Source organism: Saccharospirillum sp. MSK14-1, assembly GCF_003054965.1.
Classification (GTDB): Bacteria; Pseudomonadota; Gammaproteobacteria; order Pseudomonadales; family Natronospirillaceae; genus Saccharospirillum.
The window spans coordinates 23707-42938 of sequence record NZ_MIES01000033.1; the positions used below are offsets into that span (position 1 = coordinate 23707).

Consider the following 19232-nt stretch of genomic DNA (forward strand, 5'->3'; position numbering starts at 1 on the left):
AGAACAGTAGGAGACGCCAGTGCGCGATAACCAACCCATAACCCAAGAGCGCTATGAATTCCCTGAAGAACAGCGGCTGATTTCTTCAACGGACACCTCTGGCAACATCGAACATTGTAACTCGGCGTTTGTCGAAGTCAGTGGATTTAAGCGCGAAGAGTTAATCGGCCAACCCCATAACATCGTTCGTCACCCCGATATGCCCCCGGCGATCTACGCCAATATGTGGTCTTACCTGAAAGCCGGTGAGCCATGGATGGGCGTGGTTAAAAACCGGCGTAAAAACGGCGATCATTATTGGGTCAACGCCTACGTCACGCCGATTCGTGAAGGCGATAAAATCGTCGGCTATGAGTCGGTTCGAACCAAACCTCAAGAAGACGATGTGAAACGCGCTGCGGCGCTGTACAAGCGGATTCGTCAGGGTAAAAAACCGGTTTCTCTGGCGCGCCGTGCTCGTTTTATGGCCATTCAGTATGGGGTCGGTGCGGTTTCTCTGGCGGCGGTTTTGTTGTCGTGGGTATTCGCTGGAGAACAGACCACGGTCTTTGTCGCGATTGCCGCCATGGTTGCTTTGCAGGTCGATAGCCGGCTGCGCAGCAGTCGTTTGGTGCGTCGGGTTCTAAACCGGATGGAAGACAATTTCCAGGACGCAACGGTGGCGCTGACCTACTCCGATTCGCTGGGTTCACTCAGTCAGCTGGAGGTCGCCATTACCGCCATGATGGCGCGGTTGCGCACCGTGCTCACCCGCATTGATGATTCGGCAAAAGAAGTGCGCAGCCAGGCGGAAGAGGCGTTGCGTTTGTCAGAATCGTCCACGGTGTCCATCGACAGTTTGCAGGCCGAGACCAGCAACATCGCCGCGGCGATGAACCAGATGAGCACCAACATACATGAGGTTTCTGGTAACGTTCAGGACACCGCCAATCAGGCCGATGGTTCGCGACAAATTGCCGAAGAGGGTGCGCGTGAAGTGCAGCTGTCGCGCGATGGCATTCGCACGTTGGCAAAAACCATGGAGACGCTGGACGGAACCATTAAAGAAGTGGTGTCGCAGACCGAAGCCATTACCAACGCAACGGTCTTAATTCAGAACATCACCGAACAAACCAATTTGCTGGCGTTGAATGCGGCAATTGAAGCTGCGCGCGCGGGTGAACACGGGCGCGGCTTTTCGGTGGTCGCCGATGAGGTACGCGCACTGGCGTCGCGTACGGCTCAGACCACTGAAGACATTCGCGACATCATGACGCAACTCAGCGAACGGACCTCGCGCGCAGAACAGGTGTCAGAAGAAGGTCGGCAGGTGTCGGACGAGGCGGTGAAGCGCATCGAAAACGCGGCCGATGCATTGGAACGAATTTCGGCTACGGTCACCGAGATCAACAGCATGACTCACCAGATGGCGGCATCGATTGAAGAGCAGTCACAGGTGGCCGAACACATTAATGAGCAGCTGTCGCGGGTGACCGAGTTGGCTGGTGATACTCAGGAAAAAGGCCAGCATTCCAATCAGGGCGCCGGGCGGATGCGCGAACTGTCCGATCGTTTGCATGAATTGGTCGAGCGTTTTTCCATCTGAGCTTGAACACGCAAAGTCAGCAAACGGCGTCAGTCCCGACGCCGTTGTAACATCAATCCCGACGCCGTTGTAACATCAATCCCGACGCCGTTGTAACACCGGATAAGCCACCGCGGTCAGATGAGAACAGATACGCTGCAGATCGCGCAGGACGTCGATAAAAATCTGGGTCGCCAAGAGGTTTTCAGAATGGTGGCCGCCCAGATCATCGAGGTGACTTTGCCGGGCTTGCAGAATGTCTTTGCGATACTGACGCTTCACATCCAACAGTTCCTGCGCGAGCTCAGCGCTGTCACTGGTAAAGACAGCCTGTGACAACCGGAACGCATCCACCAATTGATCATGCAGGTGATTCACCACCTTGGTTTGCTCTTCGTCAAAGCGAACGCCTTCCCGAATTTTATTGCGCGCCAGGTGCATCAGGCTTTCATCAATGATGTCGCCGATGTGTTCCAGGTTGGTCATAAAACTGATCAGTTCACGGTGTTGCTGCTGCTGACCGCTGTCCTCAATCGACAACACATAATTCAACGCTTCGCGGTGCAGGGCGTCGATGTCGTCGTCCATATCAGAAATCTGTTTTACCAGATCACGATCATCAAACGCATCGAGTGCGTTGTTGAGCATGCGGTAAACCAGCTCAGCAATATGCAGCGCTTCGTTGCGTGCGTTTGCCAGCGCCCGGCCGGGATTGCGAATGTCATCGATGGACAAATAAATGGGCCGGTCCTGCTGCTGCGACAGATCATTGTCCGCCGAATTCGAATTGCGCGCCGAGGTAAACAACGGCAACAGCAGCGGTAATATCGCAACCAGAATGAGTCCATTGAACAGGTTTAAACCCGAGTGTGCGACGACAATACCCAAGGCTCGCTCGGGCAGTAATTCCTGAATCAGATCGCCGCTGGACATCAACGCCAGCAGGCCTAACGCCACCGCAAAAAAGCGAAAAATCAGATTGCCCAGCACCACCTGTCGGCCTGAGTCAGGCAGCGACCAGCCGCTGACCAATGCGGGCAAAGCACCGCCCAGGTTGGCGCCGAGCAGCAGATAGAAACCGGCGTCCATGGTGATGGAGCCGTCCTGAACGAACTGGGCAATGATCAGCACCGCCGCCAGCGTGGAGTGAATCATCCAGGTGAACAAACCCATCAGGGTGATCGCCAGGGCAACGTCGCTTTCCACTTTATTGCTGATCAGTAAAAAGACATCGCTGGAACGCAGCAGGTAGGTCACGTCGCCAATCAGATCGAGCGACAGCAAGACCAGACCCAAACCGATTAAAATGCGGCCGCTGTGTTTCCAGGCACGCGAGTAATTCAGTTTGAAACTGATAACGCCCGCCAGAATGATCGGCAAGGCCAGGGTGTTGAGGTCGAGGTTCAGTAATACCGCGGCCAGGCTGGCACCAAACTCCGCGCCCAATACGGTGCCCAAGGCGGCCATTAAGGTCAGCATGCCAGTGGCACTGAAGGATGCGACCATCAACACTACGGCAGTAGACGACTGCAACATAAAGGCGGTCAATGCGCCGGTAATAAACGCCTTGCCACGATTGCTGGTGGTGCGGCGCAGCAATCGTTCCAGCCGATTGCCGAGCAGCCGGGCAAAGCCGGTCTGCACCATGCGAATGCCCCACAGCAGCAACGCGACCGCACCGGCCAGTTCGATTAATACCATCATCCTTGACGATCCCTCAGATTGCTCAGCCAGGCATTGGCCATTTCCACAAAACCGACGCCCGCTTTGCCCTGGGTTAACTGTTTCGGCTGGTGGGCCATGCCATCCAGATGCGGCACGATGTTGGCGACGCCGACGCTGTTGGGAAAGGCTTCGAACATGGGTTCGTCGTTGGGTGCGTCACCGATAAATAACACCTGTTCCTGAGCCGTCGCTTCATCGAGTGAAAAAACCTCACGCAATAAGCGTTTGGCCATGGCGGCTTTATTGAAGTCACCGCGCCAGACGTTGATGTGTATGGAACTGCACTTGGCCTGATAACCGGCAGCGGTAAAAGCGGTGCACAGCTGATCGGCCTGAGCCTTGGTCAGGTGCGCGTCCTGACGGTAATCGATGGCGACATCGACCCAGCGCAGTGGCTGGTCTTTGGCCAGCGCCACATCGAACGACAACGACAGCGTTTTGAGTGTCTCTAATATAGCCGACTGGTCGGCGCGGTGCTGTTCAGCGCTATCCCAGAAATGCCATTCCACAGAGCCGTTGGCGGTGCGCAAACCATAGAAAGCGCCGCCTTCACCGACCACAGCAGCCACCGGCCAGGTGCGCAGAATCATGTCGCACCAACCGGCACAGCCGCCGGTAATGGGCACTACTGAAACGCCAGCGTCGGCCAGTTGGCAAAGCGCAGTGTAGGTTTCGGGAGACAGACGACCTTGAGTGGTCAGGGTGTCGTCGACATCGGTCAGCAGCAGCGTCAGCGGCGAGTAATCCAGATTGGTCATGCCGTCAGTTGAGCCTCGGTTTCAATAAGTTCCAGCGTCGATGGCAGTCGGTGGCGCACATCGTTACTGAGTTGGTCGGTGATAAACAGATCGATCTGGTCGAAGTCGACGACTCGCGCCAGCGCCTGGCGTTCCCATTTGGAGTGATCTGCAATGAGCACACGGCGTCGAGCGTTGGCGATAATGGCTCGGCTGACGTCCGCTTCGCGCAGATCAAAATCCATGGCGCCACGGTTCGGATCCAGACTGCCACAACCGATGATGCCATAGTCGGCACAAAAGTCGGCGAAGAAAGCGGTGGTGGCCGCGCCAACCACGTCGTCATCATTGTGCCGTAAATGGCCGCCGGAAACGATCACCTCGGTGTTATCGCTGTCGCATAACACCGACGCCACCTTCAGATTGTTGGTCAACACTTTACAGGGACGACCCATGAGCGCTCGGGCGACAAACTCCATGGTGGTGCCAATACCAAGATGCACGGAGGCGTCATCGGGCAGGCGATCAGCCAGCGCTTTGGCAATGGCGCGCTTGGCCGGTGCGTTTATCACCTGACGCGAGCTGAACGAGAGGTTTACGCTCGACGATGGCAAACTCACACCGCCATAACGTCGGCGCAACAAACCCGCTTCGCACAGCGGCGTAAGGTCGCGACGGATGGTTTGCGGCGTTAAATGAAAGGCCGCGGCGAGTGCCTCGACCTGAACGTGTTCTTCACGACGAACCCAATCGAGAATGCGCGCTTGCCGGTCGTTCAGTTTCATGCCGGTTGGATGAGCGCCGGATCGTCCGTGATTAACCCATCGACACCCCAACGGCGCAGACGTTCGGCAGCTTCGGCGTCATTGACGGTGTAACAATACAGATCGTAGCCGGCGGCTTTAATCGCCTGAGCCTGGGTCTCGGTCAGATGATGATGATCGAGATTGATGCTGCTCAGTTCGAGAATGCGCGCCACCTCCAGCCAGTTGTCGGGCAATTTCACCCAGAGGTGTCCGCGCAGCCATTGCGGTCGGGCGCGATGCAAACGCGATAAAATTTCGCCATTGAAGCTGGTGATTAACAGACGCTTCTCGTCGTGCCAATGCGCATCGAGCACCTCGATGCAGCGTTCAGTAATGGCATCAATACTGAAGTCCGGGTAGTGTTTAATTTCCAGGTTCAGTCCCAGGCCCAAGTCGCGAATATGAATCAGCGCGGCTTCCAGGCTCGGCAAGCGTTCCGACTGATAAGCCGGACTGAAATGGCTGCCGACATCGAGGTCTTTAACCGATGCCCAGTCCCGATCGGCCAGCTTGCCTTGTGACGGTGTCAATCGGTCGAGGGTGCTGTCGTGAAACATCACCGCCGTGCCGTCACCGAGCAGGTTGGCGTCGATCTCGACCCACTCCAGACCCTGGTCGCGACTGAAGGTCATGGCGCCGAGGGTGTTTTCCGGTGCGCGTCGGGCGCAACCACGATGACCGATGATAGGGCTGGCAATCATGTAATTCTGAGCTCCGTTTGTGGGTCGAACAGGTGTAGCCGCTGGCGGTCAAAACGCAAGGGAATGCGTTCGCCACTGTGAAAACGGGCTTTGCCGGATTGCTCTGCCAGCACCAGAGTATCGGTGTCGGGGAAATTACCGTACAGCAGGGTGTCGGCGCCCAGCGGCTCAATGATCTCAACGCTCAGTGTAAAGTCCGATTGCTCCGGCGAACAGCTTTCCAGATGCTCCGGACGAAAACCGAGCATCACCTCACCGCTGTGATCGACCGCCTGTGGCAGTTCCAGTCGCTGACCGTTGGGCAGCACCAGCGTCGTCGGATTTTCCAGATGAGCGGTTAAAAAGTTCATCGCCGGTGAACCGATAAAACCCGCCACAAAACGGCTGGCCGGTTGTTCGTAGAGCTCAATCGGCGGGCCGACTTGCTCAACCTTGCCGCCGTTCATCACCACCAGTCGATCAGCCAGCGTCATGGCTTCTACCTGATCGTGGGTGACATAAATGGCCGTGGTGCCAAAGCGTTGTTGCAGACGCTTAATTTCAATGCGCATCTGCACGCGCAGTTTGGCATCGAGGTTTGACAGCGGTTCATCAAACAAAAACACCTGCGGGTTGCGCACGATGGCGCGACCCATGGCCACGCGCTGACGCTGCCCACCGGACAAGCGCGCTGGCTTGGCATCCAGCAGATGTTCGATGTCGAGCGTCTGGGCCGCTTCCCGTACTTTGCGGTCAATATCGGCGCGTGATTCGCCCCGGTTTTTTAAACCGTACGCCATGTTTTTATAGACCGTCATGTGCGGATAGAGCGCGTAGTTCTGAAACACCATGGCGATGTCGCGGTCGGCCGGCTCCAGATCATTGACGCGCTGATCGCCAATGTGCAAATCGCCTGAACTGACGGTTTCCAGACCGGCGACCATGCGCAGGGTGGTCGATTTGCCACAGCCCGATGGGCCAACCAGTACCAGAAATTCACCGTCGTTAATGTCGAGGTTCAAATCGTGCACGGCGGTGAAACCGTTCGGGTAAGTCTTGTTTAAATGAGTCAACGTTAAGCTGGCCACAGTGTCCCCTTACTTTTCCTGTTCAATCAGGCCTTTGACAAATAATTTTTGCATCGCCAGTACGACAATCACCGGTGGCAGCATGGCCAGAATGGTGGTGGTCATAATGAGGTTCCAAGGAATCAAACCGTTGTCGGAGGTCATCAGACGTTTAATGGCCATCACAATGGTGTAGTACTGCTCGTCGGTGGTGATCAGCAACGGCCACAAATACTGGTTCCAGCCGTAGATGAATAAGATGACGAAAAGCGCCGCGATGTTATTGGCCGACAGCGGCAGCAGAATGTCTTTAAAAAACCGGATGGGTCCGGCGCCATCGATGCGGGCGGCTTCGAGCAGCGAATCGGGTACCGACATAAAAAACTGTCGGAATAAAAACGTCGCCGTTGCACTGGCAATTAAGGGAATGGTTAAACCGGCGTAGCTGTTCAGCAGCCCTAAATTCGCGACCACTTCGTAGGTCGGCAGAATACGAACCTCGACCGGCAACATCAGGGTAATAAAGATCAACCAGAAGCACAGCTGACGACCGGGAAAGCGGAAATACACAATGGCGTAGGCCGACATCATGGAGATGACAATCTTGCCCACGGCAATGACCATCGCCATGACAAAGCTGTTCCACAGCATGCGCGTGGCCGATACCGATACACCCAGTCCGCCGTCGTTACTCAACACGGCGACCAGGTTAGTCACCGCCTGATCACCAAACCACAGCGGCAAAATACCGGAAACAAAGGCACTGGTCGGGTGGGTTGCTGCCACCAGAGCCACCCAGATGGGCAAGCTGATCACCGCGATGCCAAGCCACAATAAAATGTGACGCGTCAGCGTCAGCCAGGGTCTGTTTTCAACCATCAGTATTGCACCTTCTTCTCAACGTATCGGAACTGCACCACGGTCAGGGTGATGACGATGACCATCAGCAACACCGACTGCGCGGAAGAAGAACCCAGGTCCAGACCGATAAAGCCGTCTTCGAATACTTTATAAACCAGCGTCTTGGTGGAATTGCCGGGGCCGCCTTGAGTGGTGGCGTGAATCACCGCGAAGGTTTCAAAAAAGGCGTACACCACGTTCACCACCAGCAGGAAAAAAGCAGTGGGTGACAGCAACGGAAAAACGATCTGCCAGAAGCGCCGGAACGGACGCGCGCCATCGATGGCCGCCGCTTCAATGAGAGAGCGTGGAATGGCCTGCAGACCGGCGATGAAGAAAATAAAGTTGTAACTGAACTGCTTCCACACCGAAGCGATGATCACCAGAATATTGGCCTCAACGGAGTTCGCCAGATGATTCCATTGATAACCGACTTTGCTCAGCCAGAACGGTAATAAACCAATGCTGGGGCTGAACAACATCAGCCACAAAACGGCAGCAACGACCGGGGCAACGGCGTAGGGCCAGATCAACAGTGTCTGGTAAAAGCGCGACCCGCGGATGACTTTATCGGCCATGGCTGCGAGCAGTAACGCCAACGCCATGCCGACGAAGGCGACCCAAAAACTGAACACAGCGGTAACGCGAATGGAGGTCCAGTATTCGGGGTCGGATAACAAATAAATAAAGTTTTCGAACCAGACGAATTCGGTGCTGAAGCCAAAGGCGTCTTCGACTAGAAACGATTGATACAACGCCTGGCCGGCTGGCCAGATAAAAAACACCAGGGTGATGATCAACTGCGGGGCAACTAATACATACGGCAGCAGTCGATGTTGAAAAACGCTCTTGTCATGCATGGGTGAAACCCGGCTTGAAACCCATCGAAAAAGACACGGCCGGAGGCCCGGCCGTGTGTGAAATCAGGCGATGAGGGCATCGCCTGATGAGCCCACGAGTTAACGGTTGGCGCGTTCGAAACGACGCAGCTGTTCGTTGCTGCGGCGAGCGGCGCGGTTCAGCGCACGCTCAGCGCTGGCGTCACCGTTCCAGACCGATTCCAGCGCTTCGTCGATAATGCCGCGAATTTGCGGGAAATTACCCAGACGCAGGCCGCGTGAATTGGCGGTCGGTGCCACGGACGTCATCTGGTTAATGGCGACATCGGTGCCGGGGTTGTTGGCGTAAAAACCCTGTTCTTTCGTCAGCTCAACCGCCGCATAGGTAATGGGCAGGTAGCCGGAGAACTGGTGCCAGTCGGCCTGAACGTCTGGCTGTGACAGGTATTCAAAGAAACGGGCAACGGCCGGGTAGTGGTCGTCGTCCTGGCCGCGCAGTGTCCACAAGGTGGCGCCACCGATGATGGTGTTTTGCGGCTGGTCGATCTGGCTTTCCCAGTAGGGCAACTGGCTCACGCCGAACTCGAAATCGGTGTTGGCGCGCACACCGGCGTAACCGGCTGACGATTCGGTGTACATGGCGCATTCACCGCTGTAGAAACGCGAAGAACCTTCGCTGGTACGACCGGAATAACTGAAGATGCCACTGTCATGCCATTGCGCCATCTGATCGATGTGTGCGATCTGCACGTCGCCGTTGAATTCTACTTCGGTGTCCAGACCGGCAAAGCCATTGTCATTGGTCGCGAACGGAACGTTATGACGCGCCGACAGGTTTTCCAGATGAATCCAGGATTGCCACGCCGTGGTGAAACCGCAGTCGTAACCGGCGTCGAGAATCGCCTGACCAAAGGTGTTCATTTCTTCCCAGGTTTTCGGACCACGGTCGGGCAGACCGGCGGCGTCGAACGCTGCTTTGTTGTAGTACAGAACCGGCGTTGAGGAGTTGAACGGCATGGACAACATGTTGCCGTTTTCATCGGCGTAGTAGCCGGTGACGGTGCTCAGGTAAGCGCTCTGGTCGAAACCATTGCTGTACTCTTCCATTAACTGGTACACCGGATAGATCGCCCCTTCGGCGGCCATCATGGTGGCGGTACCAACTTCGTAAACCTGAACGATGTCGGGTTGTTCGCCCGAACGGAAGGCCGCGATGGCACCGGTCATGGTTTCGCTGTAGTTGCCGCGGTAGCTGGCATTGACAACAACATCGTCTTGAGAGGCATTAAAGTCGGCCACCATGGCATCGACTTTTTCACCCAGGGCGCCGCCCATGGCGTGCCAGAATTCAATTTCGGTAGCGGCCTGAACCTGACCGATACCAGCGGCAACAGACAGTGCAAGAAGCGTCTTCTTCATGAGGTCTTAGATCCTTTCATTGGCGGGTTATTGTTCGAACGAATCCCGACAGCATGGGTAAACCGAGTCGCGGCCGTGGCGCCGTTCGTTTAATTCGCAGCCCACCTTAGGTGGCTTCTATTGCAGTGCGTTGACAGTTCCATTGCGCTTTTATGTGTTCGATCGAACATTTTGCGGCGCCGGTCGCATCGGAACTGCCTGGCGCATCCGGTACAATGCCCGGGTTCATCGGTTAGGGTTTAGGAGAGAGTGATGAAAAGAGTCATCGGGGTATGGTTGGTGTTAATGGTCAGCGCAGGGTCGGCGATGGCCGAGGTGTCAGCCGAGGCTTCATTGCAGGCAGCGCGGTCTGAATTAATGAGCGCAGTGTTTGACGTTGAGTTAAGCGGCGATGCCGATTTCGATTTTTCACAACTGATGGTGACGCACCAAAGCGCCGGTGTGCAGATGGCGCAGCGCATTGCGGATCAAACGGACGACGAACGACTCAGTCGGGTTGCTGAACTGATTGTCGAAAAACACCGCGATGACATCGAAGCCTTTAACACCTGGCTGGGTCGCTACGACGAAGCCAACCCGGACGCTGATGCCACGCAAATTCGCGAAACCTATCAGACGGTACTCGATGAATTCGCGGAGGATCGTGATGAATTTCAGGTGGGTGAGGACGCCGAAGCCCGTTTTGCCAATGCCATGATCTGGCATCACGAGCTGACGGTCAGCCTGGGTCAGGTGATGCTGAACCACAGTGTCGATGCGCAACTGCGGATTTTAGCCGGCGATGTGGTGCGTGAAGCCAACCGGGACATCGCCGAGCTGCGCAATTGGATGCAAACCCGTAATCTGGACAGCAACCCCTAGCGGTGTTGGCTTACAAATCTTTAAAGCGATTTTTTAACTCGTCGAAGGTGCGGCGTTTTACATCGTCTTCCAGTTGCACCGGGTCGGCATCGGGAATCAGTTCCGAGGTGTCGAGGTTAGCCGGTGGGGCGCTGCTGTCTACCGCCGGTGCATCCAGTTGTTCCAGATGATCTTGCAGCAAAACCAGCGCATCGACCGAACCGGCCAGCGCCGGATCTTCTTCCGACAATTGTTCGATGCGCTTTTCCAATTTTCCGATCACGTCTTCAATGGCCGCGCGATCGGGTTTTTGGTCGGTCAGCCATTGTTGAGCACTTGCAGCGGAGGTAGCCATATTGATGGGTGAAACCTTATTCGATGATGACAGCGGACGGCTGCAAGTGTACCGGAATTGGTGCGCCGACGCCGAATTCTGGCAACAGCAATTGCAACAACAACTGACCTGGCGTCAGGGTCAGGTTCGCGTCTATGGCCGCGAACACGCCACGCCCCGTCTGGAAAGCTGGTTCGGCGCGACCGGCGTGCGCTATCGCTACAGCGGCCAGACACTGATTGCTGAGGGCTGGCCCGACGTCGTTAAACCGCTGGTCGATGCGGTTTGCAACACCACTGCAGTGGCATTCAATGCGGTGCTCGCCAACTGGTACCGCGACGGTGATGACCGCATGGGCTGGCACGCCGACAACGAACCGGAGCTGGGCCATAATCCGCCGGTGGCCAGTTTATCCTTGGGGGCTCGTCGCGACTTCCGGTTGCGCCGCAACAGCGATCACCGCCAGACCGTCAGCGTCGCCTTGGGCGAAGGCGATTTGCTGTTAATGGACGGCGCCTTGCAACATCACTGGCAGCACAGTGTGCCCAAACGCGCCCATGCGGCTGCGCGACTGAGTCTGACGTTTCGGCGCGTCATCGTTGCTGCAAAGTTGTGAATCGTCGGTGATTAGGCGGCGTTCGCCGCGCGACGCCAGCCAAGTTGATATACTGAGCGGCGCAGATGAATCGATCCGCCGGTCCGGCGGACGCAGTATCAGAAGTAAGAGGAGAACCAAAGATGGCCAAAGCGGTCGTTGAAGGCTTGATTGAGTTGTTGACGCTGGAACCGATTGGCGAGCAACGGTATCGGGGTTTGTCGCAGGATTTGGGGTATCCCAAAGTGTTTGGCGGGCAGGTGATTGGTCAGGGCTTATCGGCCGCCATTCAGACGCTCGACAGCGCGCGCATGCCGCATTCTTTGCACTCCTATTTTTTACGCCCTGGCGATGTGAACGAGCCCATCGATTATCAGGTTGAAGCCGTGCGCGATGGCCGGTCGTTCAGCGTTCGCCGGGTGATTGCCTCGCAGTTTGATAAACCCATTCTGGCGATGACGGCCTCCTTCCAAAAAGAGGAAGACGGACTGGAACATCAGGACGCCATGCCGAACGTGCCCGGCCCGGATGGGCTGGAACCGGAAGCCAAACTCTATCGCGATCACGCCGATGAAATTCCTGCGCGTGTGCGCGATCTGTTTACCGCCGAGCGGCCCATCGAGTGCCGCATCGTGGAAGCACAAAACCCTTTCCGGCCGCGTCTGGGCATTGCCAAGCGCCATATGTGGATTCGCTCCAACGGCCCGCTGCCGGACGAACCGCTGGTGCATCAATCGATGCTTGCTTACACCAGCGACTACGGTTTTTTGGAGACCGCATTAATGCCGCACGGTATTTCGCTGATGAAACCCGGCCTGACTATCGCCTCATTGGATCACGCCATCTGGTTCCATCGCCCGTTCAAACTCGACGACTGGCTGCTCTATGTCGCCGACAGCCCCAGCGCCAGTGGCGCACGCGGTTATGTGCGCGGGCAGATTTTTGATCGCAGCGGTCGTCTTGTCGCCAGCACCGCTCAGGAAGGCATGATTCGCTATCACGGAGAGGGCGCATGAGCCGTCGCATTACCCTGGCGATAACGGGCGCGTCTGGCGCGCCCTACGCCGAACGTTTGTTGCGGTTTTTATTGGCGGCCGATTGCGAAGTGCATTTGCTGGTATCCAAAGCCGCGCTCATGGTGGCGGCGGTGGAAACCGGCGAACCCTGGCCCGCCAATCACGACAAATTGCACGATCATTTACGCGCGCGTCTGGGCGACGGAGGCAAGCTGATTATTGCCGGTCGTGAAGACTGGATGAGCCCGGTTGCCAGTGGCTCAGGCGCGCCCGATACCATGATCGTCTGTCCGTGCTCCACCGGCACGCTGGCGGCCATTGCCACCGGCCAATGCGACAACCTGATCGAACGCGGCGCAGATGTAATATTGAAAGAAAACGGCACGCTGATTCTGGTGCCGCGGGAAACGCCCTACAACGAAATTCACCTGCAAAACATGCTCACGCTCAAGCGTGCCGGTGCGGTGATTTTGCCCGCCAGTCCGGGTTTTTATCATCAGCCCAAAACGCTCGACGACATGGTCGATTTTGTCGTCGCCCGCATTCTCAAATGCGCCGGTTTTTCACAGGATTTATTAGCGCCCTGGGGCGTGGACGACGCACCTTCCGGACACGACTGAGCGCATGAACATTCTGCTGCTCAGCGCCTATCATTCGGCCAGTCATCGCTACTGGTGTGACGGAATGATGGCCGCCTTTCCTGAGCACAATTGGACGTTACGCAGCCAGCCCGCGCGCCATTTCAGTTGGCGCATTGAAGCTTCCGGCTGGTTGTGGGCGCTGAGCGATGACGCTGCCTTTCAGCAACACTACGACCTGATCATTGCGACCAGCCTAACGCAAGTCGTGACCTTAAAAGCACAGTGTCCGGCGCTGCGTGATGTGCCTCTGTGGTTGTATTTTCACGAGAATCAGTTCGCTCATCCGCTGTCGAATCAGCAGCAGGCAGCACATCAAACGGCGTGGCAATTTAAGAGCCTGGAAAATGCGTTTTGCGCCGACTGGGTCAGTTTTAATACCCGCTTTAACCGCGACACATTTTTTAACGGCGCACGGAAATTATTAAAGAAATTACCCGAACCTTTGCCGGGCGATCCGTTAATGAAACTGGAACAACAATCGGCTGTGTTGCCGGTGCCGTTAACCGATCGGTTTTTGCCATTACGCGCGCAACCCAAAGACCCGGCGTTGATCGTCTGGAACCACCGTTGGGAATGGGACAAACAACCACAGCGGTTATTGAATACCTTGCTAGCGCTGGCGCGCGAGGGCGTTGAATTTCGGCTGGCGATGCTTGGCAGTGGCGGTGGTCGCGGCGAGGCATTCGCCAAAGAGCGCGCGGCCTTGGGCGAGCGCATTGTTCATTGGGGCGAGGCCAGCGCAGCGGATTACGAAGACTGGTTGGGGCGAGCCGGTATCGGCGTCTCCACCGCCTTGCACGATTTTCAGGGTCTGGCGATGCTCGAACTGGCGCAAGCCGGTGCCACCTGCATTGTGCCGAAACGCCAGGCCTACCCGGAATGTTTGCCCGAGGCCGTGTTCTATAACGGTCAGGCGGACGATGCCTCAGCCGACACCGCTGAACTGGTTGCTAAGCTGCGCGATTGTTTGGGGCGGTCGTTCACGCCGCAGCCTATTCCACCCAGTTGGGCCAGGCTGAAAGCCGATTACCGCCGGGTTATGGAACGCCTGACCCAGGGCTGAATCCGTGTCGTTATAAAGCATGAATGCGGTGTGCTAAAGGCATCATGGCGCGCTTAACTGTGCCATGCTCCGCAGCATCTGTTCCCGCCTTAATGGCCTGGGGGTTTGTGTGATTACTGTCGTTACCCGAGTTTGGCCGCTGCTGCTGGGTATTTTGCTGATCATGCTCGGCAACGGCATGCACTTCACGCTGATCGGTCTGCGCGGGGGCATCGAAGGCTTTTCCGCGCTGGAACTGGCGATTGTCACCTCCTGTTATTACGTCGGCTTTTTATCCGGTGCGCGTTACACGCCTAAGCTGATTCGCCGCGTTGGGCACGTGCGGGTGTTTGCTGCGCTGGGCAGTTTTATGTCCGCCGGGCTGATCAGCTTTCCGTTATTGTCCGACCCTTGGTTGTGGTCGCTGTTGCGCGTGCTGATTGGCTTTTGCATGTCGGGCATTTATGTCACGGCCGAAAGCTGGCTGAATGACGCCTCCACCAACGAAACCCGTGGCAAGGTGCTCTCGGCCTATATGATTGCCCAGACGCTCGGCATCATTGGCGCCCAGGGTTTGTTGACGCTGGGTGATGCTGCCACCTCAGTCTTGTTTATTGGTGCGTCGATTCTGGTGTCGATCTCCTTTGCGCCCATTTTGTTGTCCGCTTCCACTCAGGCACCCTCGATAGAGATGGCGCGACCGATGGGCTTGCGCGAACTCCTATCCAGTTCGCCATTGAGTACTGTGGGTATCTTTTTGTTGGGCACCGTCTATGCCACTCAGGCGGGGATGGGCGCGGTTTTTGGTACTCAGGTGGGGCTGTCGACCGCTCAGATTGCACTCTTTGTGGCCATGCTGTTTGCCGGGTCCGTGGTGTTGCAATACCCCATCGGCTGGCTGTCCGATCACATCGACCGGCGCAAAATCATCATTGGCGCGTCGCTGTTAGGCGCAGTCTCTTGTTTGCTGGGCTGGTTAACCGGCGGCGTCTACTGGTTATTGATGACCGCGGCCTTTTTTGGCGGCGGTGTCACCACACCGTTGTATTCGCTGTTTCTGGCGTACACCAACGATTCGTTGTCGACCGAAGACATGCCCGCGGCCTCCGGCGGTCTGGTATTTACCTTTGGGCTCGGTGCCATTGCTGGTCCGCCGCTGGCGGGTTGGGCCATGCAATTTTTTGGGCCTTTTGCCATCTGGCCCGTGTTGAGTGCGACCTTTTTATTGATTGCGCTTTACGCCCTGAATCGCATGGCTCAGCGTGCGGTGGTCAGTGTCGATGACAGCGAACATTATCTGGGCGTGGTGCCGACGGCCTCGCCGGTGGCAGTAGAAGCCGCCGGTGTCTGGGCGGCGGAACACGCCGAAGCGGAGCGGGAAGTCGACGCGGAAGACGAGCAGTAAGGCCCGGTTTTCGACCGGGCCGGTGGTGTTGGGCTTAGTTTATTGAACGGTGGAATGTAATACCGGAATAACGCACAACCGGTTCGCCATTGTCGCGCGCCAGCTGAATCACATTACCGACGTTGCGGCCGTAACCCTGAACCTGCATCAGCTCAGCATTTACCGGTTTCAGCGTCACCGCCAAACCATCGCCGAGCACACCCAGGCTGGCATCCATCCGATAGCTGCGGCGCTCGTCGTCGTAATACAAATGCACGCCGTCAACCAGATCGTCCGATTCATACTCGCCCAGCCAGGGTTGGTACGACTCGTTAGCCTCATGCGTTTCCAGCGAGGTTGCCGGGCCTAACAGATAGCCGTTGAGGTAACCGTGAAAGGCGATCGGCAAGGGTGTCTCAGTCGCTGAACCCGAGTATGGGCGCAGTTCCATATCCAAATCCGCCGCATACCAACCCTGGCTGTTTCGGGTCAGAGTAAAGCGGCCTATGCCGGGCAATGCCAGTTGGCGGGTGTCGCCATCGCTGACGATGGAGACCAGACCAAAACCGCCGAGGTTATAGTCACCGTCGTCGATATTGGCGGTGTTGATGGCGGGTGTTTCTGTGCGGTCGTTCGGCGGTAACAGCAGATCAAAAATATCGGCGGCCAATTCATCCAGCACGGCGTTGTTGCCCAGATTATCGTTGGCGGCCACAAATACAGCGGTGCCCGATTCAGGCAGAATTTTCAGCTCGGAGTAAAACGGCGGCACGGTGCCACCGTGGCCCACCTGATTGCGGCCATGATGATCGTTCAGCCAGAAACCCAGGCCGATTTTAAAGTCGCCGTTCATCGGTAAACCGGGAAATTGCTGTTCAAGCATGGCGTCCAGCGTGTCGGTGCTCAGCCAATCGTTGAGTGGATAACCGTGCTGGGTTCGCACCAGCGCCTGCGCAAATTTCGCCATGTCGTTCGCCGACATTAAAAAGCTGCCAGCCGGAACATCTTTCACCAACAAAGGTTCTGCCGGCTCACCGGCGCTGTAACCATGAGCGGTGTTGTCGGTTACACCGGGCACGCCGAAAACAAGGCTGTCGTTGAGTGCCAGTGGGGTGAAGATGTTCTGCTCAATGTAGTCTGCAAAAGGTTGCTGGCTGACCGTTGCCACCAGTTCGCCCATCAACGAAAAGCAGGCGTTGCAGTAGGCGAACACTTGCTGGTGTTCCCAGGTAAGGTAGGTCTGCGACAGCCAATCAGACGTTTGCATAAAACGCTCGGCGTCGGGATCGTCCATCACGAACGAACGCAGATAGGCGCTGGGAATGCCGGAGTGGTGAGTCAGCAGGTCGCGCACCGTCACCGGTAACGCATCGCTGCTTAACGCCTTGGGATTGAACTGCGGCAGATAGGTGCGGATGTCGTCGTCGAGCTGGATGTGTCCGCGTTCCACCAGCTGCATGACCGCAAGCGCGGTAAACAGCTTGGTGGTCGAACCGATCTGAAAACGGGTGTCGTCGTTCACGGCAATATCGTTAGCAAGATCGGCCATGCCATAACCGCGCGCTGTGAGAACCTGCCCTTGATAAACCACGGCAGCGGCGAGGCCAGTGATTTGGGTTTCTGCCAGTCGCACTTCAATCAGCGCTTCAACGGCCCGGGCTTTTTCGGCGTCGGGTTGGCAGGCGCTGATCACGGCAGCGGCAACAACCATCGACGCAGCTAAACTGCATTTCAACCAGAGTTTCATGGCGATGTCCTTGGGTTATGAATCGGCTCTGAGCGGCGGCTCAGACGCTGATTATTGAACCCCGGACCGTCGCCAAACGGCAGACGCTAAACGGGCGATATCGCGGTGAGAAAGGGGTGAGATTTGGGGGAGGCCGCCGCTTATTCGCGGCTAAACCGGCGTTTGAGGTCCGACTTTCGCTGGGTACCGGTTTTGCGGTACACGTTCGACGCATGGGTTTTCACCGTATGCGCCGAGATCGATAATTCGTCGGCAATGGTCTTGTAAGGTTTGGCCTGAACCAGCAAGCGCAGCACCTGAAATTCGCGTTCGGTTAAATCGAAGCGATGCTGGGCACTGGCTAAATCGAGGCGTTCATCGGCCATCGTTTCGGTGTTTTGGTTTTGCCGAAATAACCCGTCCAGCGCAATCCAGCCGGCGCAGCCCATCACATACAAATACGACAGCGCATCGACCGGGTGTACCCACATCCATTGCGGCGGCAGCAACCACTGCAACACAAACGCGGGCAACAGGAACCCCAGGCCCAGCAGCGATAACTCCCGGATGCGCGCAACAAACGCCGAGCCCGGCACAAACGCCCAGAACTGATAAAACACCCACACCCCGGCCACCACGAAGCAGGCGCTGGAAACCATCAGCAACGACGAGTTATGCAACGTTCTGGAGAGCAGGTTCAGCACCGCCATCAACGCCAGGCTGACCCAGACGATGGCCACGCCGATCCGCGAGGGTGTCGCGCCCAGTCGAAACAGCAGCGCGTGTACGCCCATGATCAACCCGAACAACGTCAGGCTTTGCACCACAAAATGCAGATAACTGACCGGGCCGGTAATCAGCAAGTCTTCCAGCAGGTAGGTATAGAGCCCCATAAAGTAGTTCAGCATCATGCACACGAGCACCAGCATGGCCCAGCGAATGCGGGCGTCCGGTCGAACATGTTGCCAATAGCCATACATCAGCAAAATGCCGAAACCGGCCGAGAAGGCGAAGAACTGAACCAGAAAATCAAAAGACAAGGGCATGGCTAACAGCGGTGACTCGAGGTGGGGTTGTTGTAGCAGGGTTTGGAGGGCAGGGCAATTTGGCCTGCGCTGAGCCACCGTCAGCGCGAGCTGTCTAACCAGACATTGGCTGACTCTGCATCGGCAAAAAAGCGAATCATGGGGTGGCGTTGGTGTTCATGAACCAGCTCGGCAAAACGGTCGCCATGATCGGACGGGGCGCGAACCACAATGGCCAGCGGCAGTTGGTAGTTCACGAACTTCTGCATCACCTCACCGGCGAGGCCGGTACTCAGGTTGAAAAACTCGGCCGGGAGTTCGGTTTCGTCGAGCAACAGGTAGCCGTGTTCCATGGCGCGGCCGATCAGATCGGACGCGAGTTGGGTGTGTTGTTTCATCTCGGTCGCCTCAGCCTTGCCGACGTATTTTTTCCATGGCCTTACCTTTGGCCAGTTCGTCGATCAGCTTATCCAGCCAGCGGATTTGCTGCATGAGCGGATCGTCAATTTCCTCCACCCGAACACCGCAGACCACGCCTTTAATTAGGGTGCGGTTCGGGTTCATCGCCGGTGCCTGGGCAAAGAAGGTGGTGAAATCGGTTTGTTGATCGAGTTGCTGTTGCAGACCGGCGGCGTCGTACCCGGTCAGCCACTCGATGATCTGGTCGACCTCTGCCTGGGTGCGGCCTTTGCGTTCGGCCTTTTGAACATACAGCGGATACACCTTGGCAAACGGCATGGTGAAGATGTTGTGAGGCATGGCGGCGGCTCCTTTGGCAAGTCTGTCCAGCGTTGGCTCATCATCCGGGTATGGGCGGCCTTTGTACATGTGCCGATGCTGAACCGCCACGCTGGCCGGCGGTTGCTACGCGAATAACAGTCAAATACAATTG

The 19232-nt window shown here is 56.7% G+C and carries 20 protein-coding genes; 7 read left to right on the plus strand and 13 right to left on the minus strand.

Annotated elements, in window-relative coordinates; translation table 11 throughout:
• Window positions 1-19: 19 nt before the first annotated feature.
• Window positions 20-1585, plus strand: a complete 1566-nt coding sequence (locus tag BGP77_RS09075) for a PAS domain-containing methyl-accepting chemotaxis protein (RefSeq protein ID WP_108164435.1) — start codon at window positions 20-22, stop codon at window positions 1583-1585.
• A gap of 75 nt (window positions 1586-1660) precedes the next feature.
• On the opposite strand, the gene BGP77_RS09080 is transcribed toward BGP77_RS09075, so the two are convergent.
• The 8 genes from BGP77_RS09080 to ugpB form a co-directional block, all read right to left on the minus strand.
• Window positions 1661-3268, minus strand: coding sequence for a Na/Pi cotransporter family protein (locus BGP77_RS09080; protein ID WP_108164436.1), 1608 nt, complete (start codon window positions 3266-3268; stop codon window positions 1661-1663).
• Entirely contained in the window at window positions 3265-4047 is a 783-nt protein-coding gene (locus tag BGP77_RS09085; protein ID WP_108164437.1) for an HAD-IIB family hydrolase, read from the minus strand. Before BGP77_RS09085 ends, BGP77_RS09080 begins: the two co-directional genes overlap by 4 nt.
• Window positions 4044-4811, minus strand: a complete 768-nt coding sequence (locus BGP77_RS09090) for a DeoR/GlpR family DNA-binding transcription regulator (protein ID WP_108164438.1) — start codon at window positions 4809-4811, stop codon at window positions 4044-4046. The genes BGP77_RS09085 and BGP77_RS09090 overlap by 4 nt, the downstream gene beginning before the upstream one ends.
• Window positions 4808-5533, minus strand: a complete 726-nt coding sequence (locus BGP77_RS09095; RefSeq protein ID WP_108164439.1) for a glycerophosphodiester phosphodiesterase family protein — start codon at window positions 5531-5533, stop codon at window positions 4808-4810. Before BGP77_RS09095 ends, BGP77_RS09090 begins: the two co-directional genes overlap by 4 nt.
• Window positions 5530-6600, minus strand: coding sequence for an ABC transporter ATP-binding protein (locus tag BGP77_RS09100; RefSeq protein ID WP_108164440.1), 1071 nt, complete (start codon window positions 6598-6600; stop codon window positions 5530-5532). Before BGP77_RS09100 ends, BGP77_RS09095 begins: the two co-directional genes overlap by 4 nt.
• Before the next feature lie 9 nt (window positions 6601-6609).
• Window positions 6610-7458 carry a sn-glycerol-3-phosphate ABC transporter permease UgpE gene (gene ugpE, locus BGP77_RS09105; RefSeq protein ID WP_108164441.1) on the minus strand — a complete coding sequence of 283 codons (849 nt, stop codon included), beginning with the start codon at window positions 7456-7458 and terminating at the stop codon, window positions 6610-6612.
• A complete protein-coding gene (gene ugpA, locus BGP77_RS09110; RefSeq protein WP_108164442.1) occupies window positions 7458-8339 on the minus strand; it encodes a sn-glycerol-3-phosphate ABC transporter permease UgpA in 882 nt (293 codons plus the stop codon). Before ugpA ends, ugpE begins: the two co-directional genes overlap by 1 nt.
• Before the next feature lie 99 nt (window positions 8340-8438).
• Window positions 8439-9737, minus strand: coding sequence for a sn-glycerol-3-phosphate ABC transporter substrate-binding protein UgpB (gene ugpB / locus BGP77_RS09115; RefSeq protein ID WP_108164443.1), 1299 nt, complete (start codon window positions 9735-9737; stop codon window positions 8439-8441).
• A 252-nt stretch (window positions 9738-9989) separates the two neighbouring features.
• Between ugpB and BGP77_RS09120 the strand changes: the two genes are divergently transcribed.
• Window positions 9990-10598, plus strand: a complete 609-nt coding sequence (locus tag BGP77_RS09120) for a DUF305 domain-containing protein (RefSeq protein WP_108164444.1) — start codon at window positions 9990-9992, stop codon at window positions 10596-10598.
• A gap of 10 nt (window positions 10599-10608) precedes the next feature.
• On the opposite strand, the gene BGP77_RS09125 is transcribed toward BGP77_RS09120, so the two are convergent.
• Window positions 10609-10932: a hypothetical protein gene (locus BGP77_RS09125; protein ID WP_108164445.1), complete on the minus strand. Its 324-nt coding sequence runs from the start codon at window positions 10930-10932 to the stop codon at window positions 10609-10611.
• Window positions 10933-10936: 4 nt separating this feature from the next.
• Here BGP77_RS09125 and BGP77_RS09130 point away from each other — a divergent pair, with 4 nt between their 5' ends.
• The 5 genes from BGP77_RS09130 to BGP77_RS09150 all read left to right on the plus strand — a co-directional run bounded on the left by BGP77_RS09130 (window position 10937) and on the right by BGP77_RS09150 (window position 15610).
• A complete protein-coding gene (locus tag BGP77_RS09130; protein ID WP_108164446.1) occupies window positions 10937-11527 on the plus strand; it encodes an alpha-ketoglutarate-dependent dioxygenase AlkB in 591 nt (196 codons plus the stop codon).
• A 122-nt stretch (window positions 11528-11649) separates the two neighbouring features.
• On the plus strand, window positions 11650-12522 hold the full coding sequence (tesB, locus tag BGP77_RS09135) for an acyl-CoA thioesterase II (protein WP_108164447.1): 873 nt from the start codon (window positions 11650-11652) through the stop codon (window positions 12520-12522).
• Window positions 12519-13142 carry a flavin prenyltransferase UbiX gene (locus BGP77_RS09140; protein ID WP_108164448.1) on the plus strand — a complete coding sequence of 208 codons (624 nt, stop codon included), beginning with the start codon at window positions 12519-12521 and terminating at the stop codon, window positions 13140-13142. The genes tesB and BGP77_RS09140 overlap by 4 nt, the downstream gene beginning before the upstream one ends.
• A gap of 4 nt (window positions 13143-13146) precedes the next feature.
• A complete protein-coding gene (locus BGP77_RS09145) occupies window positions 13147-14226 on the plus strand; it encodes a DUF3524 domain-containing protein (RefSeq protein ID WP_108164449.1) in 1080 nt (359 codons plus the stop codon).
• A 109-nt stretch (window positions 14227-14335) separates the two neighbouring features.
• Complete coding sequence (locus tag BGP77_RS09150) at window positions 14336-15610, plus strand: MFS transporter (protein ID WP_108165922.1); 1275 nt, start codon at window positions 14336-14338, stop codon at window positions 15608-15610.
• 34 nt (window positions 15611-15644) lie between these two features.
• Here BGP77_RS09150 and BGP77_RS09155 read toward each other — a convergent pair whose 3' ends face one another.
• The 4 genes from BGP77_RS09155 to BGP77_RS09170 form a co-directional block, all read right to left on the minus strand.
• The gene (locus tag BGP77_RS09155) at window positions 15645-17336 is read right to left on the minus strand and encodes a serine hydrolase (protein WP_108164450.1); all 1692 of its coding nucleotides are present in this window, start codon (window positions 17334-17336) and stop codon (window positions 15645-15647) included.
• Between the two features lie 140 nt (window positions 17337-17476).
• Window positions 17477-18361: a response regulator transcription factor gene (locus tag BGP77_RS18325; RefSeq protein ID WP_199224243.1), complete on the minus strand. Its 885-nt coding sequence runs from the start codon at window positions 18359-18361 to the stop codon at window positions 17477-17479.
• Between the two features lie 80 nt (window positions 18362-18441).
• The gene (locus BGP77_RS09165) at window positions 18442-18738 is read right to left on the minus strand and encodes a DUF4180 domain-containing protein (RefSeq protein ID WP_108164451.1); all 297 of its coding nucleotides are present in this window, start codon (window positions 18736-18738) and stop codon (window positions 18442-18444) included.
• 10 nt (window positions 18739-18748) lie between these two features.
• Window positions 18749-19099, minus strand: a complete 351-nt coding sequence (locus BGP77_RS09170) for a DUF2200 domain-containing protein (protein ID WP_108164452.1) — start codon at window positions 19097-19099, stop codon at window positions 18749-18751.
• Between the last annotated feature and the right edge of the window lie 133 nt (window positions 19100-19232).